Below are 15782 nucleotides of genomic sequence, written 5' to 3' on the forward strand. Positions count from 1 at the left end.
GCGGCGGCGCCGAACACCGAGAACGACACGCCCCGGCGACGAGGTGATCCGTGACGCCGAGCCGGCCGGCGAGGAACGTCGGGGCGACCGAGCCGAAGAGCCCCGTCACGGCGAAGGCGGCGAAGGCCGCGGTCCCCGCCGCCCAGTAGGCCCGGCGTCCGTCCGCGGGGATGCGGACCCGCTGCGGCCGGTACCGGAAGGATCGGTCGACCTCGACGGTCTCGGGCACGAACGCGTACGCGAGCCCCAGCGCGAGGAAACCGACGAGGAACACGACGTACGGCAGCACGAGCGGCGCCGGGGTGAACTCGGCGAAGAGGCCGCCGATCAGCGGACCGAGCGCCAGGCCGCCCATGTTCGCGACGCCCGCGACCGTGGCGGCGAATCCCGGGGATGCCGGGTGCGACACGCGCCGCAGGTCGGCGAGGTGCGCGGTGGCCGAGGCCGTCAGGAGACCGATGCCGAGCCCGGCGACGAGGCGGGCGGCGATGACGCTGGCGGCGTCGGCGCGCAGCACGAACACCAGGGCCGCGGCTATCTCGAGCCCCGTCGCCGCCAGGATGAGCGGGCGGCGACCGAGCCGGTCACTGAGGTGCCCGGCCAGGTACAGCGACGCCATGACGCCGATCGAGTACGCGGCGAACATCACCGTGATGAGGAACGTGGGGAAGCCGTCCCGCGCCTGGTACAGGGCGTAGAGCGGGGTCGGCACCGTGTTGAAGGCCATGAGCGCGAGGAACGTGGCGGCCGTGACCCAGAACCCGGTCCGGTGCGAGAGACGCGCGGATGCCACGGGGGCGGCGACCGGAAGGGTGATCGAGGAAGTCATGACCTCAGGATGCCGCGGACTTCGCATCGAGGGAAACGAACGTTTTCGATTGCAGTGATCGACTCGCTCTATCATTGCCGCATGGAGACGCGCCTGCTCGAGTACTTCGTCACGGTGGCCGACGAGCGCAACGTCACGGCCGCCGCCGCTCGCCTGTTCGCGGCGCAGTCCACGGTGTCGGCGGGCCTCGCGAGCCTCGAGCGCGACCTCGGGGTGCGCCTGTTCGAGCGCTCCACGAAGTCCGTGCGCCCGACGGCGGCGGGCGACGCGCTCCTCCCCCTCGCCCGCGCGCTGCTCGCCGATCTCGATGCGCTGCGCGGGGTGGCATCCGAGTCCGGGACCGGAGTCCGCGGTCTCGTGCGCATCGGGACCTTCGCGGGCCTGCGGGTGATCGACCTCCCCGAGATCCTCGCCCGGCTCCGCCGCACGCACCCGCTGGTCGACGTGCGGGTCACGGTCTCGACCACCGGCTCGCGCGGGCTCTTCGACGAACTCGATCGCGACCGCCTGGATCTGGCGTTGACGGCTCTGCCCCCGGCATCCGGTGCCGTCTCGAGGCACCTCGCGTCGTTCCCCTACGTGGCCGTGCTGCCCGAGGCGCACCCCCTCGCCCGCGTCGACGGACCGATCGCCCTGGCAGAACTCGCCGACGACGACTGGATCGACGTGCTCCCCGGGTTCGGCAACCGCGTGCAGCTCGACCGGGAGCTCGACCGCCTCGGCATCACCCGGCACGTGCTCGCCGAGGTGGGCGAGCTCGCGGCGGTGCCCCGAGTACGTCGCCGCCGGGCTCGGCGTCGCGGTGATCCCGGACGTCGTGCCGACGACCGGATGCCGCGTCCGCCCCGTCGCGGACGACCTCCGGCCGTGGACCGTCTCGCTCACGGTCGGCGCGGGCGCCGTGCACCGCCGGCACGTGCAGCCGGTGGTGGAGGCGATCCACGCCCCGGGATGAGGCCCCGGGCCGCGGCATCCGGGCCGAGGCATCCCGGTTTGGGGCGCATCCTTCCGTTCGGGCGCGATTATCACGCCCCAAACCGAGAACTACGCCCCAAACCCAGAAGGAAGAGGGATGCCGCGGCCTCAGCGCTCCGCGACCGCGAAAGCCGCCGGAGGGCAGGAGCACCGAGATCTCGCCGTCGAACGCCGTGGTGCGCAGCAGCCTGCCGCGGGCGTCGTAGACGCGGACCGTTCCGCCTCCCGAGACGGCCGTGCGCTGCGCCCCCGGCGCGCTCGACTGCACGAGCTCGCTGCGGCTTCCGGCACCCTCGAGCACGAGGCGCGACACGAACGGCCGCACGATGAGCCCGTCGAGCACGAGGTCGCCGCGCTGAGCGGTGACGTTCAGCTCCGTCTGCCGCTCGGACACGGGGGCGGTCAGCGCGTGCGGCAGCAGCGCACCGGGTGTCGGCGAGATGCCCTGCGCGGGGCCGGTGAGCTTCAGCACGCCGTTCCCGCGCCAGCGCGAGAGCGACTGCTCCCCCGGCTGCGAGAACACGACCGGCTCGACCCAGCGCTTCGTGTCGGCGGAACCGATGTCCCACGTCGCGCTCTGCCCGGGCTTCAGGGTGAGGGCGTCGCCCGACCAGCTCGACTCCCCCGTCCACGACGTCGGCGTCGACACGGTGCCGTCGGTGGACGTGGCATCCTCCGCCTGAACGAACGTCAGACCCACGCGGTCGGTGACGGAGGTGAGCGCCGTCGCCCGTGCGGCGATCGCCGGGTGCGCGTCGAGCGCGAGGGCGGTGAGCAGGCCGTGGATGGTCGACTCCGCGCCGCTGTTGCGGTTCACCGTGCCGTCGGGCTGCAGCCCGTCGAAGGTCACGCCGGTCGCGGGGTCGTACATGCGCGCGCCGGCATGGTTGCCGCCGAAGAACCACGCGGCCTGGATGCCGGCGAGGTCGGCGAACGCGCTCGATCCTGTCGTGTCGGCGAGCGCCACGAGCGACTGCACCCGGGAGTCGGCGCCGTACGCGATCTGCACGCGGTCGGTCGGGCTCGGGAACCAGCCGTTGTCCGGCCCGCCCGCGGTGAGGAGCGTCGTCGTGAAGCCGGTGGCGTCGGCGATCGCCGGATCGGCCAGCGCGGGGTCGTCGAGGACGTCGGCGGCCACGGCGAGCGCCGCGGGCATCTGCGAGCCCCACGCGTGCCACATCGCGGGCGACTGCGCCCACGGGAGCACCGCGCCGTACGGCCATTCGCGGGAGGTCCCGGATGCCATGGCCGCCACGCCCTCGGCAAGCTCCCGCGCCGCGGTGGTCGAGGAGTCGTCCCCGGCCCGCACGGCGGCGGTCAGTCCGAGGACCGCCTCGGCAGAGGCATCCGCCCCGTCCACGATCAGCCACGCGGGCACTCTCTTGCCGTCGGCCTCGACGTACTGGCCGTATTTGGAGAGGACCTCGCGCTCGATCGCGCCGCGCGACAGGGCCAGGCGGTCCTTGAGGAACGCGGCGAAGTCGGGGTCGTCGTCGGCGAACGCCGCGTAGCCCTCGCCGAGCGCCCACACCGTGCGCGCGAGCCAGTAGCTCGGGCCGGAGTCGGACGGATCCGGCAGCTCGACCGGTTCCGCGGAGGGGTTCAGCTCACCGTCCGGCTGCATCCACAGCACGACGTTCCCGGCGTCGGGCCCGTCGGTGGTCTGGTGGTACGCGACCGTGCGGAGCAGTTCGTACGCCTTGTGGCGGCTGTCGGCGTCGCCCGTCTGCTTCCAGTGGCGCAGGTAGACGACGGCCGCACGTGTGGTGTCGTCGGCGTTGTAGGCGCCCTGGCCCCAGTCGCCGGTCGCGGGGTCGAGGGCGCCGCCGCCGATGCGCTCGAACGTCCCGCCGTCGCGGGCGTCGGCGTAGGTCCACGGCGCGAGGAGCGTCGGCTCCTCGGCGAGGCGGTAGGTGGTGTGCCCTTCGACGCCCGCGGGCGTCGGCGAACCGAGGAGGAAGTCGAGGTGGTCGAGGTTCGTCAGCGGTGCGGCCGGGGCCGCCTCTGCGGCAGCGGCCGGCGCCAGCGCCGACGCCGGTGCGGCGCTCAGCGGCACCGCCAGGGCGACCGCGCCCGCCAGGGCCAGGCCGCGCGCACTCCATCGTGCGTTCATGGGGGGATCCTTTCGATGGGGGTGGGGCACAACTCCTGCGAAGCCGCCCGCACCGCCGTCGGGGGACGGCCGGAGCGGCGGTTCCGCAGGAGTTGTGACGCGTCAGTCGGTGCGCTCGAGCAGGGCGACGCCGATCTTCGAGTCGGCCATGCCGTAGAACACGAAGTGGCGGCCGTCGATCTCCTCGATCGCGGTCGGGAAGACGACGTTCGGCACGATGCCGCTGCGCTCGTCGTCGGTCTCGGGGGCCAGCAGCGGCTCGGGCGTCCGGGCGATCACGCGGCTCGGGTCATCGGCATCCAGGATCAGGGCACCCGCGGCGTAGTTGACCTTCTGCTGCTGCGAGAACGCGCTGTCGATCACGCCGGTCACGCCGTGGTGCAGCACGAGCCAGCCCTCGGGGATCCGCAGCGGCGGCGGTCCCCCGCCGATCTTCACGGCCTCGAACGGGAACGCAGGACCCGCGACGAACCGGTGCTGCTCCCACAGCGCGAGGTTCGCGAGGTCTTCCCGGACGGATGCCACGGGCACGTAGCTGATCCAGATGGACTGCCGCTCGTCCTCGACGCCGGCCGGCACCCGCACGCCCTGCCCGGGCTTGGTCTCGCCGAGGTCCCACATGGGTCGGTGCAGCACCGCGAACGCCTCGCTGCCGTCGGGGGCCGTGACCGTCTCGGGGAAGAAGACCGTGTCCTTGTTGTGGAACAGGTTCAGGTCCATGTCGAGGTCGTCCTGGTAGCGGAACAGCACGGGTCCAAGACGCCGCCAGTCGCGCAGGTCCTCGGAGACGGCGACGGCGGTGCGCGGGCCCAGGGGGCCATAGGCGACGTACGTCATGACGTGCAGGCCCAGGGCTGCGATCCAGGTCGTGCGCGGGTCTTCGGTTCCGGCGTTGTCGGCGCCGCGCTCCCACCCGCGGTCGGGCTGGAGCACCACGCCCTCGCGTTCGACGGCCACGGGCACACCGTCCTCGACGACGACACGGGCGAGGCCCACGCGCGACACGTTGCCCTCGGCGACCAGGCGCGGCAGCAGATAGAGCTCGCCGTCCGGGCCGCGTCCCGAGGCCGGGTTGAGCACGCCCTCGGCTTCGTCGGTGTTCCCGGGTTCGGGGGTCATCACCACACCCACACGTGTGAGGCGGTAGGGGACGGGGGAATCGGGGGTCATTGTCATCCTTTCACTCCGGATCCGAGGTCGTTGGAGGTGAAGTAGCGCTGGAAGATCAGGAACAGCGCCACCGCGGGGGCGGCGAGCACGACGGCGCCGGCCATCATCGCGCCGAAGGGGTTGGTGGTGGAGGCGGCGATCGTGGAGATGAAGTTCGCCAGCGACACCGCGAGCGGCTGCATCGTGGCGTCCTTCGTGATGAGGAAGGGCCACAGGAACTCGTTCCACGGACCGATGAAGGTCAGCAGCACCGCCGTCAACAGCGCCGGACGCACGAGCGGCAGCGCCACGCTCCACAGCAGCCGGAACTCGTTCGCCCCGTCGATGCGGGCGGCGTCGAACAGCTCCTTGGGGAGCTGCAGGAAGTACTGCCGGAAGATCACGACCGCCGTGGAGTTGATGAAGAACGGCAGGATCATGCCGAGGTAGCTGTCGCTGAGCCCGTAGTCGCGGGCGATCATGACGTACAGCGGGATCATCAGCAGCTGGAACGGGATCACCTGCACCAGCAGCACGAGCGCGAAGGTCGCCGACCGGCCGCGCCACTTCAGCACCGCGAGGGCGTACCCGGCGAGCACTCCGAACACGATGGTGCCGAGGATCACTCCCCCGGTGAAGATCCCCGAGTTGACGAGGCCCTTCAGCAGGTTGATGCGTCCGTCGATGGCCGTGTAGTTCTCGAGCGTCAGGTTCGACGGGTGCGGGAACGCCCCCGCGATCGAGGTGTCGGGGTTCGTCTGCAGCGATCCGACGACCATGTAGTAGAAGGGGAACAGGAACGCCAGGGCGCCGAGCGTCAGCACGCCGTAGGTCACGACCTTGGTCCTCATGATTCCTCCCTCCCCACGAACCGGCGCTGGAGCGCCGCGATGATCAGCACGAAGATGATCAGCACCACCCCGATGGCCGCGGCCACGTCGGGGTTCTGCTGCTCGATGCCTTTCTGGTAGATGAGGAGCACGGGCGACGTCGACGCGCCGTTGGGGCCGCCGCCGTTGGTGAGCAGGTACGGCTCGGTGAAGAGGTTCGCGCCGGTGATCGTGGCCAGCAGCACCACGAGGAACGTCGCCGGACGCACGCCGGGCACCGTGACCGAGAAGAACTGCCGGAGGCGCCCGCCGCCGTCCACCGCGACCGATTCGTACAGCTCACGCTGCACGTTCTGGAGCGCCGCGAGGTACAGCAGGATGTAGAACCCCAGCCCCTTCCACGTCACGAACAGCGCGATCGTCGGCATCGCGAGCGCCGAGTTGACCAGCCACGACGGGTTCGGCGCGAGCGGGCCGAGCGCGTTGTTGATCAGCCCCGAGTTCGAGAACAGGAACAGCCACACCGCGACCACCGCGACGGATGCCGTGACGTAGGGCACGTAGAACGCGACGCGGAAGAACGCGCGGGCGCGCACCACCCGGTCCAGCGCCGTGGCCAGCACGATCGAGAGCACGACCGTCAGGGGGACGTTGATGAGCAGGAAGATCCCGACGTTGCCGAACGACCGCCACACGGCCGGGTCGCTGAGCGCCGTGACGTAGTTGTCGAGGCCGACGAACGGCCGGTCGACGTTCGCGCCCGGGGCGGTGAAGAAGTAGTCGTGGAACGACATCCACACCGCGAACACGATCGGGTACGCGAAGACGACCGCGATGAAGATCAGGTACGGAGCGGAGAACAGGATGCCGAGCGGCTGCGCCCCGAGAAGGCGGCGCCGCTTCTTCCCGGCATCCGTCGCTCCCCCCGCACGACCGGACCGGCCGGGGTCGCCCCCGGTCCGCCCGGGCGTGCGGGTGAGATCGACGGTCATGTCACTTCCCCGCCGCGAGCTGGTCGATCTGCGTCTGGGCGTTGGAGAGGAAGGTGTTCACGTCCTCTTCGCCGAAGATGACCGACTTGGAGTACTCGTCGCGGAACGCCTGCCAGATCTCGACCGAGCTGACGACGTTCGGCACCTCGACGGTGCGCGCGGCCTGGTCGCCGAACTGCTGGTAGGCCGGGTTGGCGCTGAAGTAGTCGGCGTACGTCGTGGTCAGGTCGGTGCGGAGCGGCATCTGGCCGGTCTCCTCGAGCCACTTCCCGTCCTGCTCCTGGCTGGTGGCGAACTTCAGCACCTCCCACGCGGTGCCTTTGTTCTGGCACGCGGTGAAGAGGCCGACGTTCTTCGCGTCGCTGAAGGTCCACGTCTGGTCGGCCGCGGTGCCCTTCTCCGTGGGAACGGGCACGGCGCCCCAGTTGACCTTGTCCTTGTATACCGAGACGGCCCACGGCCCGACGATCGCCATCGCGGCCTTGCCGTCGGCGAACGCGTCGCCCTGGTACTGCTCGTTGCCGGCGAGCTTGTCGGTGTAGATCGTTCGCCAGAAGTTCGCGACGGCCTCACCGTCGGCGTCGTTGAAGGTGGCCTTGCCGTCCTCGACGAGCTGCTTCCCGCCGGTCTGCGCGGCGTACAGCGGGTAGAAGTCGAACCACGACTGGAAGAACTCGCTTGTGGGCGCCGGGTTGATGGCGTAGTCCGAGACGCCCGCCGCCTTCAGCTTCTGCGAGGTGGCGAGGAACTCGTCGTACGTCGACAGCTGCGGCTTCTCGGGGTCGAGGCCGGCCTTCGCGAACAGGTCCTTGTTGTAGAAGACCATCACCGGGTTGCTCTTCCACGGCAGCTGGTAGAAGCCGCCGTCGTCGGAGCGGTACTGGTCGGCGAGGTCGCCGCTGCGGTCCTTGATGTACTGCTCGCCGTCGGGGAAGTCCGACAGGTTGACGAGGCCGCCCTGGCGCTGGAAGCCGGGCACCGCCGCGGGCGAGGTGTTGAACACCAGGCACGGGGCGTTGCCCGCGGTGATCGCCGCGCCGATGACCTCTTCGCTGGAGGACCCCGCGGGGATCTCCTGCGCCGTGATCTGCTCGTCGGGGTGGTCGGCGTTCCAGGCCTCGACCATCTGCTGACCCCACGCGATCTCCGCGGAGTTGTTGGAGTACCAGATGGTGATGGGGCCCTTGGCATCCATTCCGGATGCTCCACCGCCGCCTCCGCTGCACGCGGAGAGGGCGAGGATGCCGGTGGCGGCTACTGCTGTGGCGAGAATGCGTCGTCGCATGTCTTCCTCCTTGTGGGGCGGGCGGGGGCCCGCGGGTGTCAGCTTCGCGTCGGCGGCGCGGTGGAGTCGCGCACCTGCAGACCGGGGTCGGCGAGGGTCTGGGCCTCGGCGGAGGCTCCGCCGATCGCCCGCAGCAGAGCGCGTGCCGCGGCTGCTCCCCAGCCCCGCGCGTCCGTGGAGACGCTCGTGAGGGCGGGGAACAGGTGCCGGCCGAGTTCGGTGTCGTCGAACCCGGTGATCGAGAGGTCGCGGGGCACCGACAGGCCGCGGCGCTGCGCCGTGCCGAGCCCCGCGACGGCCATGTTGTCGTTCGAGTACACGATCGCCGTCGGCGGGACCTCGGCGTCGAGTAGGGCCGTGGTGGCCCGCGCCCCGTCGGCGGCGCTGAAGTCCGTCTCGACGACACGGGCCCGGATGCCACGTGCCCGCGCCGCGGCTTCGAACGCCGCAGCGCGGTGGCGTCCGTGCAGCATCGCGAAGGGCCCCGCGACGTGCGCGATGTCGGTGTGGCCGAGGTCGGCGAGGTGGTCGACCGCGAGGCGGATGCCGGCGCCGTCGTCGACCGAGACCGAGGTGAAGGGGCTGTCGACGTCGGGGACACCGAGGGTCACCGCGGCGATGCCGAGGCTCGCGACGAGGTCGATCCGCGGATCGTCGGCGCGGAGGTCGGAGAGGATCACGCCGTCGACCCGACGGTCGGCGGCGAGTCCGCGGTAGGTCTCCTCCTCGTGGCGGCCGGGGGTGGCGGCCGCGAGCACGAGCACCTGGCCCGAGACGGAGAACTCGTCCTCGACGCCCGCGATGAACGACGGGAAGAAGGGGTCGGCGGCGATGACGTCGGGGCTGCGGCCGATGACCAGGCCGCAGGCGAAGGCGCGGCCGACGCTGAGCGACCGCGCCCGCAGGCTCGGGCTCCAGCCCATCTCGGCCGCGACCGAGAGGATGCGGTCGCGGGTGTCGGGGGCGACGCCGGCGCGGCCGTTCAACGCGAACGACACGAGGCCCTTGCTGACCCCCGCGCGACGCGCGACGTCGGCGATCGTGGGTCGCATCTCGTTCGTCATGTTGCACCTCGTCGTGGCATCCATCGGCCTAAACCGGTTCAGTACCGCCGAGCCTAAACCGGTTCAGGGGAGGCGTCAAGCCTCGGCGGGTGTGCTGCCGTGTGGGCGTTTCCGGGTTTGGGGCGCATTCCCCCGTTCGGGGCGTCGGATACGCGCCCCGAACCGAGACACGCGCCCCAAACCCCGCACGCGCTTCCCCGCCGCGTCCCCGAGCCTGTGCGCGGTCCCGGAGCGGGCGAGGGAGCGCCGCCACCGTGCCGCGGGGGGCGTCCCCGGGTTTGGGGCGCATTCCTCCGTTCGGGGCGTCGGATACGCGCCCCGAAGGGAGATGCGCGCCCCAAACCCGGAGGCCCCCGAGGGGAAAGCCCGCAACCCCTCCCTGATGTCGGTGGCCGTCGATAGCGTGGGGGCATGAGCGAACGCGAATTCGACCTGATCGTCATCGGTGCCGGCCCCGTGGGTGAGAACGTCGCCGACCGCGCCGTGCAGGCGGGTCTCACCGCTGTGATCGTCGAATCCGAGCTGGTCGGCGGCGAGTGCTCGTACTGGGCGTGCATGCCGTCGAAGGCGCTGCTGCGCAGCGGCGCCGCTCTCCGCGCGGCCCGCGACGTCGACGGCGCGAAGCAGGCCGTGACCGGTGATCTCGACATCGCCGCGGTCCTCCGCCGACGCGACTCCATGACCAGCAACTGGAACGACGCAGGGCAGGTGTCGTGGCTCGAGGGCGCGGGCATCGAGCTCGTCCGCGGCCACGGTCGCCTCACCGGAGAGAAGACGGTACGCGTCACCGCCGACGACGGCACGACGACCGACCTCGCCGCACGCCATGCGGTCGCGGTGTGCACGGGTTCCGCGGCGCTGCTCCCCGGCATCCCGGGCCTGGCCGACATCGAACCGTGGACGAGCCGCGAGGCGACCGCGGTGCAGACCATCCCGGGGTCGCTCGCGATCCTCGGCGGGGGCGTCGTCGGCGCCGAGATGGCGACCGCGTTCGCGAGCCTCGGCGCCGAGGTCACGATCATCGCGCGCTCGGGGTTGCTGGGCGGCACCGAGCCGTTCGCCGGCGAGCTCGTCGCGGATTCCCTCCGCTCGCGCGGGGTCACGGTGAAGACGGGGGTGGATGCCACGGCCGCGCGCCGCGACGACGACGGACGCCGCGTACTCGAGCTTTCCGACGGCACCACGGTGACGGCCGACGAGGTGCTCGTGGCGACCGGCCGTGTTCCGCGCACCACCGACCTCGGGCTCGACACCGTCGGCCTCGAGGAGGGGTCGTGGCTCGACGTCGACGACACGCTCCTCGTGCGCGGCTTCGACTGGCTGTACGCCGTCGGCGACGTGAACCACCGCGCGCTCCTCACGCACCAGGGCAAGTACCAGGCCCGCGCGGCGGGTGACGTGATCGCCGCACGCGCGCGAGGCGGCGAAGTCGACGACAGCCCGTGGGGAGCCCACGTCGCGACCGCCGACCACGACGCCGTTCCCCAGGTCACGTTCACCGACCCCGAGGTCGCATCCGTCGGCCTCACCGCGAAGAGGGCCGAGGAGCGCGGCCTCAACGTCAAGGTGCTCGATTACGACCTGGCCCACGTCGCGGGGTCCAGCGAGCAGTCCGACGCGTACGTCGGCCAGGCCCGCGCGATCGTCGACCTCGACCGCGGGGTGCTCGTCGGTGCGACGTTCGTCGGCCCCGAGATCGCCGAGCTGCTGCACTCCGCGACGATCGCCATCGTCGGCGAGGTGCCGGTGAAGCGGCTGTGGCACGCCGTCCCGTCGTACCCGACGGTCAGCGAAGTCTGGCTGCGCCTCCTCGAGACCCTCGGCCGCGACTCCGCCTGAGCGTCCAGGGGTGCGACGGTGAGCAGGACGATCGCGCTGATCCGCGGGGTCGGCGGACCCACGGCCATGAAGATGCCCTTGCTGCGCGAGGTGCTGGCATCCGCTGGTCTCGGTGAGGTCGCGACGCTGCAGGTGGCCGGGAACGTCGTGCTCGACGACGGCGGCCGCTCCCCCGACGAGATCGCCGGGGCGATTCGGGATGCCGTGCGCGCGGCGTTCGGCCACGACCTTCCGGTGATCGTGCGCTCGCATGCCGAGCTCGCCGATGCGCACGCCCGCAACCCGTTCGCCGACGCCGCCGAAGGGCGGTGGGTGCAGACGGTGTTCCTCGACGCCGCGCCCACCGTCGCGTTAGAGGTGCCGGCCGGCATCCCGGAAGAGGCCGTGCTCGACGGCCGCGAGGTGTTCGTGCGCTATCCCGAGGGCATCGGCGGGTCGAAGCTGCAGGCCGGGTGGTTCGAGAAAAGCCTCGGCGTCACCGGTACGGCCCGCAACGCCAACACGATCGCCAAGCTCATCGACCTGAGCGCCTGACGCGCCCGCGCCCCGTCGCGCGGGCACGGCCATGCCGGCGCGGGGTCCCGCGCATCCGTCGGGTGGCATAAACGCTTCCCGTCGGCAGAAACGCGCGGACACGGCGTTTCTGCGCGCAGGCAGCGTTTATGCCGCACACGCCACCAGCCCGCGGGCACCGCCCCAGCGCCCCCTTCGGCCGCACCCGCACCTACCCACGCCATAAACGCTTCCCATCGGCAGAAACGCGCCGACACGGCCTTTATGCGCACAGGAAGCGTTTATGCAGCGCCCACTACCTACCCCAGCCGCAACCCCCGCACAAACACCGCCGGACAGCGCGCGTCAGTGGAAGAAGTGACGCTCGCCGGTGAAGAACATCGTGACGCCGGCCGCGCGCGCGGCGTCGACGACCTCGGCATCCCGCACCGATCCGCCGGGCTGGATGATCGCCGAGATCCCGGCGTCGATCAGCACCTGCGGGCCGTCGGCGAAGGGGAAGAAGGCGTCGGATGCCGCGATCGACCCGGCCGCGCGATCGCCCGCGCGCTCGACCGCGAGGCGGCACGAGTCGACGCGGTTGACCTGGCCCATGCCGATGCCCACCGTCGCCGAGCCCTTGGCGAGCACGATCGCGTTGGACTTCACGGCGCGGCACGCCTTCCAAGCGAAGATGAGGTTCGTCATGTCCTCGTCGGCGGGGCGCTCGCCCGAGACGAGCTCCCAGTCCTTCGCCACCGACTCGATGTCGGCGGGGAACCGGTCGGCATCCTGCAGCAACAGACCGCCCGAGACGAGGCGGACGTCCATGGGCTCCTGGCGCCAGTCGGCGGGGAGCTGCAGCACGCGCAGGTTCTTCTTGAGCTTGAAGACCTCGAGGGCCGCGGGCTCGAAGTCGGGCGCGATGATCACCTCGGTAAAGATGTCGCGGAGGTTCTCCGCCATCTTCAGCGTCACGGTCCGGTTCGCGGCGATGACGCCGCCGAACGCCGAGACGGGGTCGCACTCGTGCGCGCGCAGGTGGGCCGAGGCGATCGGGTCGAGCGCGTTGGGGGCGGCCACCGCGATGCCGCAGGGGTTCGCGTGCTTGATGATCGCGACGGCGGGCTTCACCATGTCGAACGCGGCGCGCAGCGCGGCGTCGGCGTCGACGTAGTTGTTGTACGACATCTCCTTGCCCTGCAGCTGCGTCGCCTGCGCGATGCCGTGGCCGCCGACGCGCGTGTAGATCGCGGCGCGCTGGTGCGAGTTCTCGCCGTACCGCAACGTCGACAGGCGCTCCGCCTGGATCGTGAGGTGCGCGGGAAGGTCGATGTCGTCGCCGATCGTGCCCTCGGCGAACCACGTCGACACCGCGGTGTCGTACGCGGCGGTGTGCGAGAAGGCGCGCGCGGCGAGCTCGCGGCGCTGCACGAGCGACGTGCCGCCGTCGCGCTGCAGCGACTCGACGATCGCGGGGTACGACTCGGGCGAGACGACGATCGCGACGTTCGCGTGGTTCTTCGCCGACGCGCGCACCATCGCGGGGCCGCCGATGTCGATCTGCTCCACGACGTCGTCGCCCTCGGCTCCGGATGCCACGGTCTCGACGAACGGGTAGAGGTTCACGACCACGAGCTCGAACGGCAGGATGCCGAGCTCGTCGAGCTGCGTCTCGTGGCTGGCGAGGCGCAGGTCGGCGAGGAGGCCCGCGTGCACGTTGGGGTGCAGCGTCTTCACGCGTCCGTCGAGCGACTCGGGGAAGCCGGTGATCGCCGAGACGTCGGTGACGGCGAGCCCGGCGTCGCGCAGCAGCGTCGCGGATCCGCCGGTCGACACGATCTCGACGCCGGCCGCGGCGAGCGCCTGGGCGAACTCCAGCAGGCCGGTCTTGTCGCTCACCGACACCAGGGCGCGGCGGATGGGGACGACGTCACGGGGACGGTAGTCGGCGGGGTCGTGGCGGGGTCCGGCCATGGCTGCGGCTCCTGTGTCTCGTGGGGTGCGGAACGCGGGCGACGGCCCGCGGGGGTTCAGGGGTGGCGGGATGCCGTGGCATCCAGGTCGAGGTCTCCCTCGGCGATGCGGCGCACGACGTCGATGAGCAGACGTCGCTCGACGGGCTTGATGCGCTCGTGCAGCGCTTCTTCGTCGTCGCCGGGGAGGACGGGGATGCGCTCCTGCGCGAGGATCGGCCCGGTGTCGACGCCGGAGTCGACGACGATGACGCTCGCGCCGGTCTGCTCGACACCGGCGCGCAACGCGTCGCGAACCCCGTGCGCACCGGGGAACTCGGGCAGGTACGCGGGGTGCGTGTTGATGATGCGCGGCTCCCACTCGGCGACGAGGTCGGCCGGCAGGAGGCGCATGAGGCCGCTCAGGACGACGAGGTCGGGCTGCCACACGCGCAGCTGCGCGCCGAGTTCGGCGCCCCATTCCTCGCGAGAGGAGAACCCGTCGAACGGCACGAGGAAGGTCGGGATGCCGAAGTGCTCGGCGTGGGCGAAGCCGTCGGCTTCGCGATCGGCACCGACCGCGATCACGCGCGCCGGGAAGTCGGGGGCGGCAGCCGCCTCGAGCAAAGCGCGGAGGTTGGAGCCGGTGCCGGAGATGAGGACGGCAACCGTGAGCACGGGGGTCAGTCTACGGGGCGCGCGCCGCGGCCACCGGCCGGGTCGGAGTCGTCCGCTCCGTCGATGCGCGCCCAGGCGTCGCGGATCCGCGCCTGGACGTCGGCGTCGGCGGTCAGGTCGGCCGTGACGTCTACGGCGGCGGGGACCGCCGCAGGCTCGGCGCGCTCGGGTTCCGAAGCCCGCTCGGCGACAGGTGCCGGGGCGAACAGCACCTCGGCCGGGCGGTCGCGGAACGCCGGAACCGTCTCCCGCTCGCGAGGCGCCTCCACGGGCGTCGCGCGAGGCACCACCGGGCGACGACCGCCGGGCACCCGCGGGGCGAGCAGCAGGATCGCGAGGCCCACGAGCACCTCGAGACCGAGCGCGAGGGCGAGCGGGCCGGGCTCCGGTCCGGTCTCGGTGAGCCGACCCGGGCCGATCGCGCCGCTCGCGAACACCGCGATCAACGCCCCGACCCCGCCGGTGAGCGCGGCGACCGCGACGGCCACGGTGAGGCGCGGCGCCACCGGCTCGTGTCCGGCCGGTTCTGGCATCCAGGAACGGAGGATCCACCCGGTCAGGGCGCCGACGGCGACGGGCAGCAGCGCGAGCAGCAGGAGCCACGACGAGGACGTGTCGGGGACGATGCCCAGGATCGGGATGCCGGGAACCGCACCGACCTGCGTGGCGGCGGGCGTGACCGCGGTGTCGGTGCCGAGCGCGAAGCCGGGGCCCGCGGCGAACGCCACGGCCCAGAGCACGAGCGTCGGGAGGTAGACGAGCTGCCCGAGCGCGAGGACCGTGGCGCCGACCCCGTCGACGTTGCTGGCCTGGAAGAGCGTGATGATCTGCGTCCCGCGCGCGAGGAGTCCCGCGACCACGACGAGACCGCCCACGGCGAGGAGGCCGAGAGTCGTGAGCGCGACGCCTCGCAGCACGAGGGTGGGGACGGGCGCCCAGGCCGACGGCATCCGATCCCGTCCGGCGCGGATCCGATCGACGGGGCCCTCATCGTCGCCGACGCGCCACGCACCCGCGAAGGCACCGATGAGCGACGGGACCGCGAAGATCAGCGCCGGGAAGAGGATCGCCTGCCAGATCTCGAACGACACCAGCGGAGCCTCCGAGGTGAAGGCGACGAGGGCCGCGATCGCGGCGAAGACGAGCGAACCGGACAGCCAGCCGGTCAGCGCGGCGCCGGCCTCGGCGGCGCGGATGCCCGAGCGGGCGGCGAACAGCCCCGTGAATCCGGCGAACGCGAGCGGCGCGAGCGACAGCGTGAACGTTGCGAGCGAAGGGTCGACGCCCGTGGCCGCGAGGTAGGCGTCCGGCAGTGTCACGGTGATCGGGACGAGGTGACCGAGGTGCCACACGGCCGCGGCGGAGGGCCACAGCGCGGACCAGTCGGCGTTCCCGAGGGCGACCACCCACAGGAGCGTGAGCGGGGCGAGCACGACGGCGATGCCGACCGCGGCGGCCAGGAGCGCGTCGAGGGCGGCGAGGAGGGCGACGAGGAGACGATGCATGAGCGACTGCGACCCTACCCGCGCTTCCCTGTCCGCCCGCTCAGGCGCGGCGGCATCCCCCATCCCGCGTGAGGGG

12 protein-coding genes and 1 pseudogene are annotated in these 15782 nt (G+C 71.9%); 3 read left to right on the forward strand and 10 right to left on the reverse strand.

The window, feature by feature from the left end; genetic code table 11:
- A partial coding sequence (locus I5G_RS27420; RefSeq protein ID WP_368844717.1) for an MFS transporter occupies positions 1-904 on the reverse strand: 904 nt, incomplete at its 3' end.
- Positions 905-910: 6 nt separating this feature from the next.
- Here I5G_RS27420 and I5G_RS27425 point away from each other — a divergent pair.
- A pseudogene (locus tag I5G_RS27425) lies at positions 911-1537 on the forward strand (LysR family transcriptional regulator); the annotation flags it as partial.
- A 16-nt stretch (positions 1538-1553) separates the two neighbouring features.
- Here the strand turns inward: I5G_RS27425 and I5G_RS23535 are convergent.
- The 6 genes from I5G_RS23535 to I5G_RS18420 form a co-directional block, all read right to left on the reverse strand.
- The gene (locus I5G_RS23535; RefSeq protein WP_022880364.1) at positions 1554-3917 is read right to left on the reverse strand and encodes a hypothetical protein; all 2364 of its coding nucleotides are present in this window, start codon (positions 3915-3917) and stop codon (positions 1554-1556) included.
- A gap of 102 nt (positions 3918-4019) precedes the next feature.
- Entirely contained in the window at positions 4020-5087 is a 1068-nt protein-coding gene (locus I5G_RS18400) for a glycosidase (RefSeq protein ID WP_022880365.1), read from the reverse strand.
- A gap of 2 nt (positions 5088-5089) precedes the next feature.
- Positions 5090-5917: a carbohydrate ABC transporter permease gene (locus I5G_RS18405; protein WP_022880366.1), complete on the reverse strand. Its 828-nt coding sequence runs from the start codon at positions 5915-5917 to the stop codon at positions 5090-5092.
- Complete coding sequence (locus tag I5G_RS18410) at positions 5914-6888, reverse strand: carbohydrate ABC transporter permease (protein WP_022880367.1); 975 nt, start codon at positions 6886-6888, stop codon at positions 5914-5916. Before I5G_RS18410 ends, I5G_RS18405 begins: the two co-directional genes overlap by 4 nt.
- 1 nt (position 6889) lies before the next feature.
- Entirely contained in the window at positions 6890-8173 is a 1284-nt protein-coding gene (locus tag I5G_RS18415; protein ID WP_022880368.1) for an extracellular solute-binding protein, read from the reverse strand.
- Positions 8174-8211: 38 nt separating this feature from the next.
- A complete protein-coding gene (locus I5G_RS18420; RefSeq protein WP_022880369.1) occupies positions 8212-9237 on the reverse strand; it encodes a LacI family DNA-binding transcriptional regulator in 1026 nt (341 codons plus the stop codon).
- Positions 9238-9648: 411 nt separating this feature from the next.
- On the opposite strand from I5G_RS18420, the gene I5G_RS18425 reads away from it, so the two are divergent.
- Both I5G_RS18425 and I5G_RS18430 read left to right on the forward strand, forming a co-directional pair.
- Positions 9649-11076, forward strand: coding sequence for an NAD(P)/FAD-dependent oxidoreductase (locus tag I5G_RS18425; RefSeq protein ID WP_022880370.1), 1428 nt, complete (start codon positions 9649-9651; stop codon positions 11074-11076).
- Between the two features lie 18 nt (positions 11077-11094).
- Entirely contained in the window at positions 11095-11610 is a 516-nt protein-coding gene (locus tag I5G_RS18430; RefSeq protein ID WP_022880371.1) for a DUF1697 domain-containing protein, read from the forward strand.
- Positions 11611-11934: 324 nt separating this feature from the next.
- Here I5G_RS18430 and purH read toward each other — a convergent pair whose 3' ends face one another.
- The 3 genes from purH to I5G_RS23540 are packed head-to-tail and all read right to left on the reverse strand — an operon-like array spanning position 11935 to position 15706.
- Complete coding sequence (gene purH, locus I5G_RS18435; RefSeq protein WP_022880372.1) at positions 11935-13545, reverse strand: bifunctional phosphoribosylaminoimidazolecarboxamide formyltransferase/IMP cyclohydrolase; 1611 nt, start codon at positions 13543-13545, stop codon at positions 11935-11937.
- A gap of 56 nt (positions 13546-13601) precedes the next feature.
- Positions 13602-14201: a phosphoribosylglycinamide formyltransferase gene (purN, locus tag I5G_RS18440; RefSeq protein WP_022880373.1), complete on the reverse strand. Its 600-nt coding sequence runs from the start codon at positions 14199-14201 to the stop codon at positions 13602-13604.
- Between the two features lie 5 nt (positions 14202-14206).
- On the reverse strand, positions 14207-15706 hold the full coding sequence (locus I5G_RS23540; protein ID WP_022880374.1) for a DUF6350 family protein: 1500 nt from the start codon (positions 15704-15706) through the stop codon (positions 14207-14209).
- Positions 15707-15782 lie beyond the last annotated feature (76 nt).

Origin of the sequence: Microbacterium sp. B19 (assembly GCF_000333395.1) — a bacterium.
GTDB lineage: Bacteria > Actinomycetota > Actinomycetes > Actinomycetales > Microbacteriaceae > Microbacterium.

Bases quoted from the DNA above. Each gene is read 5' to 3' on its own strand.
- I5G_RS23535 (WP_022880364.1), bottom strand. From the start codon at position 3,917: ATGAACGCACGATGGAGTGCGCGCGGCCTGGCCCTGGCGGGCGCGGTC.
- I5G_RS18400 (WP_022880365.1), bottom strand. From the start codon at position 5,087: ATGACCCCCGATTCCCCCGTCCCCTACCGCCTCACACGTGTGGGTGTG.
- I5G_RS18405 (WP_022880366.1), bottom strand. From the start codon at position 5,917: ATGAGGACCAAGGTCGTGACCTACGGCGTGCTGACGCTCGGCGCCCTG.
- I5G_RS18410 (WP_022880367.1), bottom strand. From the start codon at position 6,888: ATGACCGTCGATCTCACCCGCACGCCCGGGCGGACCGGGGGCGACCCC.
- I5G_RS18415 (WP_022880368.1), bottom strand. From the start codon at position 8,173: ATGCGACGACGCATTCTCGCCACAGCAGTAGCCGCCACCGGCATCCTC.
- I5G_RS18420 (WP_022880369.1), bottom strand. From the start codon at position 9,237: ATGACGAACGAGATGCGACCCACGATCGCCGACGTCGCGCGTCGCGCG.
- I5G_RS18425 (WP_022880370.1), top strand. From the start codon at position 9,649: ATGAGCGAACGCGAATTCGACCTGATCGTCATCGGTGCCGGCCCCGTG.
- purH (WP_022880372.1), bottom strand. From the start codon at position 13,545: ATGGCCGGACCCCGCCACGACCCCGCCGACTACCGTCCCCGTGACGTC.
- I5G_RS23540 (WP_022880374.1), bottom strand. From the start codon at position 15,706: ATGCATCGTCTCCTCGTCGCCCTCCTCGCCGCCCTCGACGCGCTCCTG.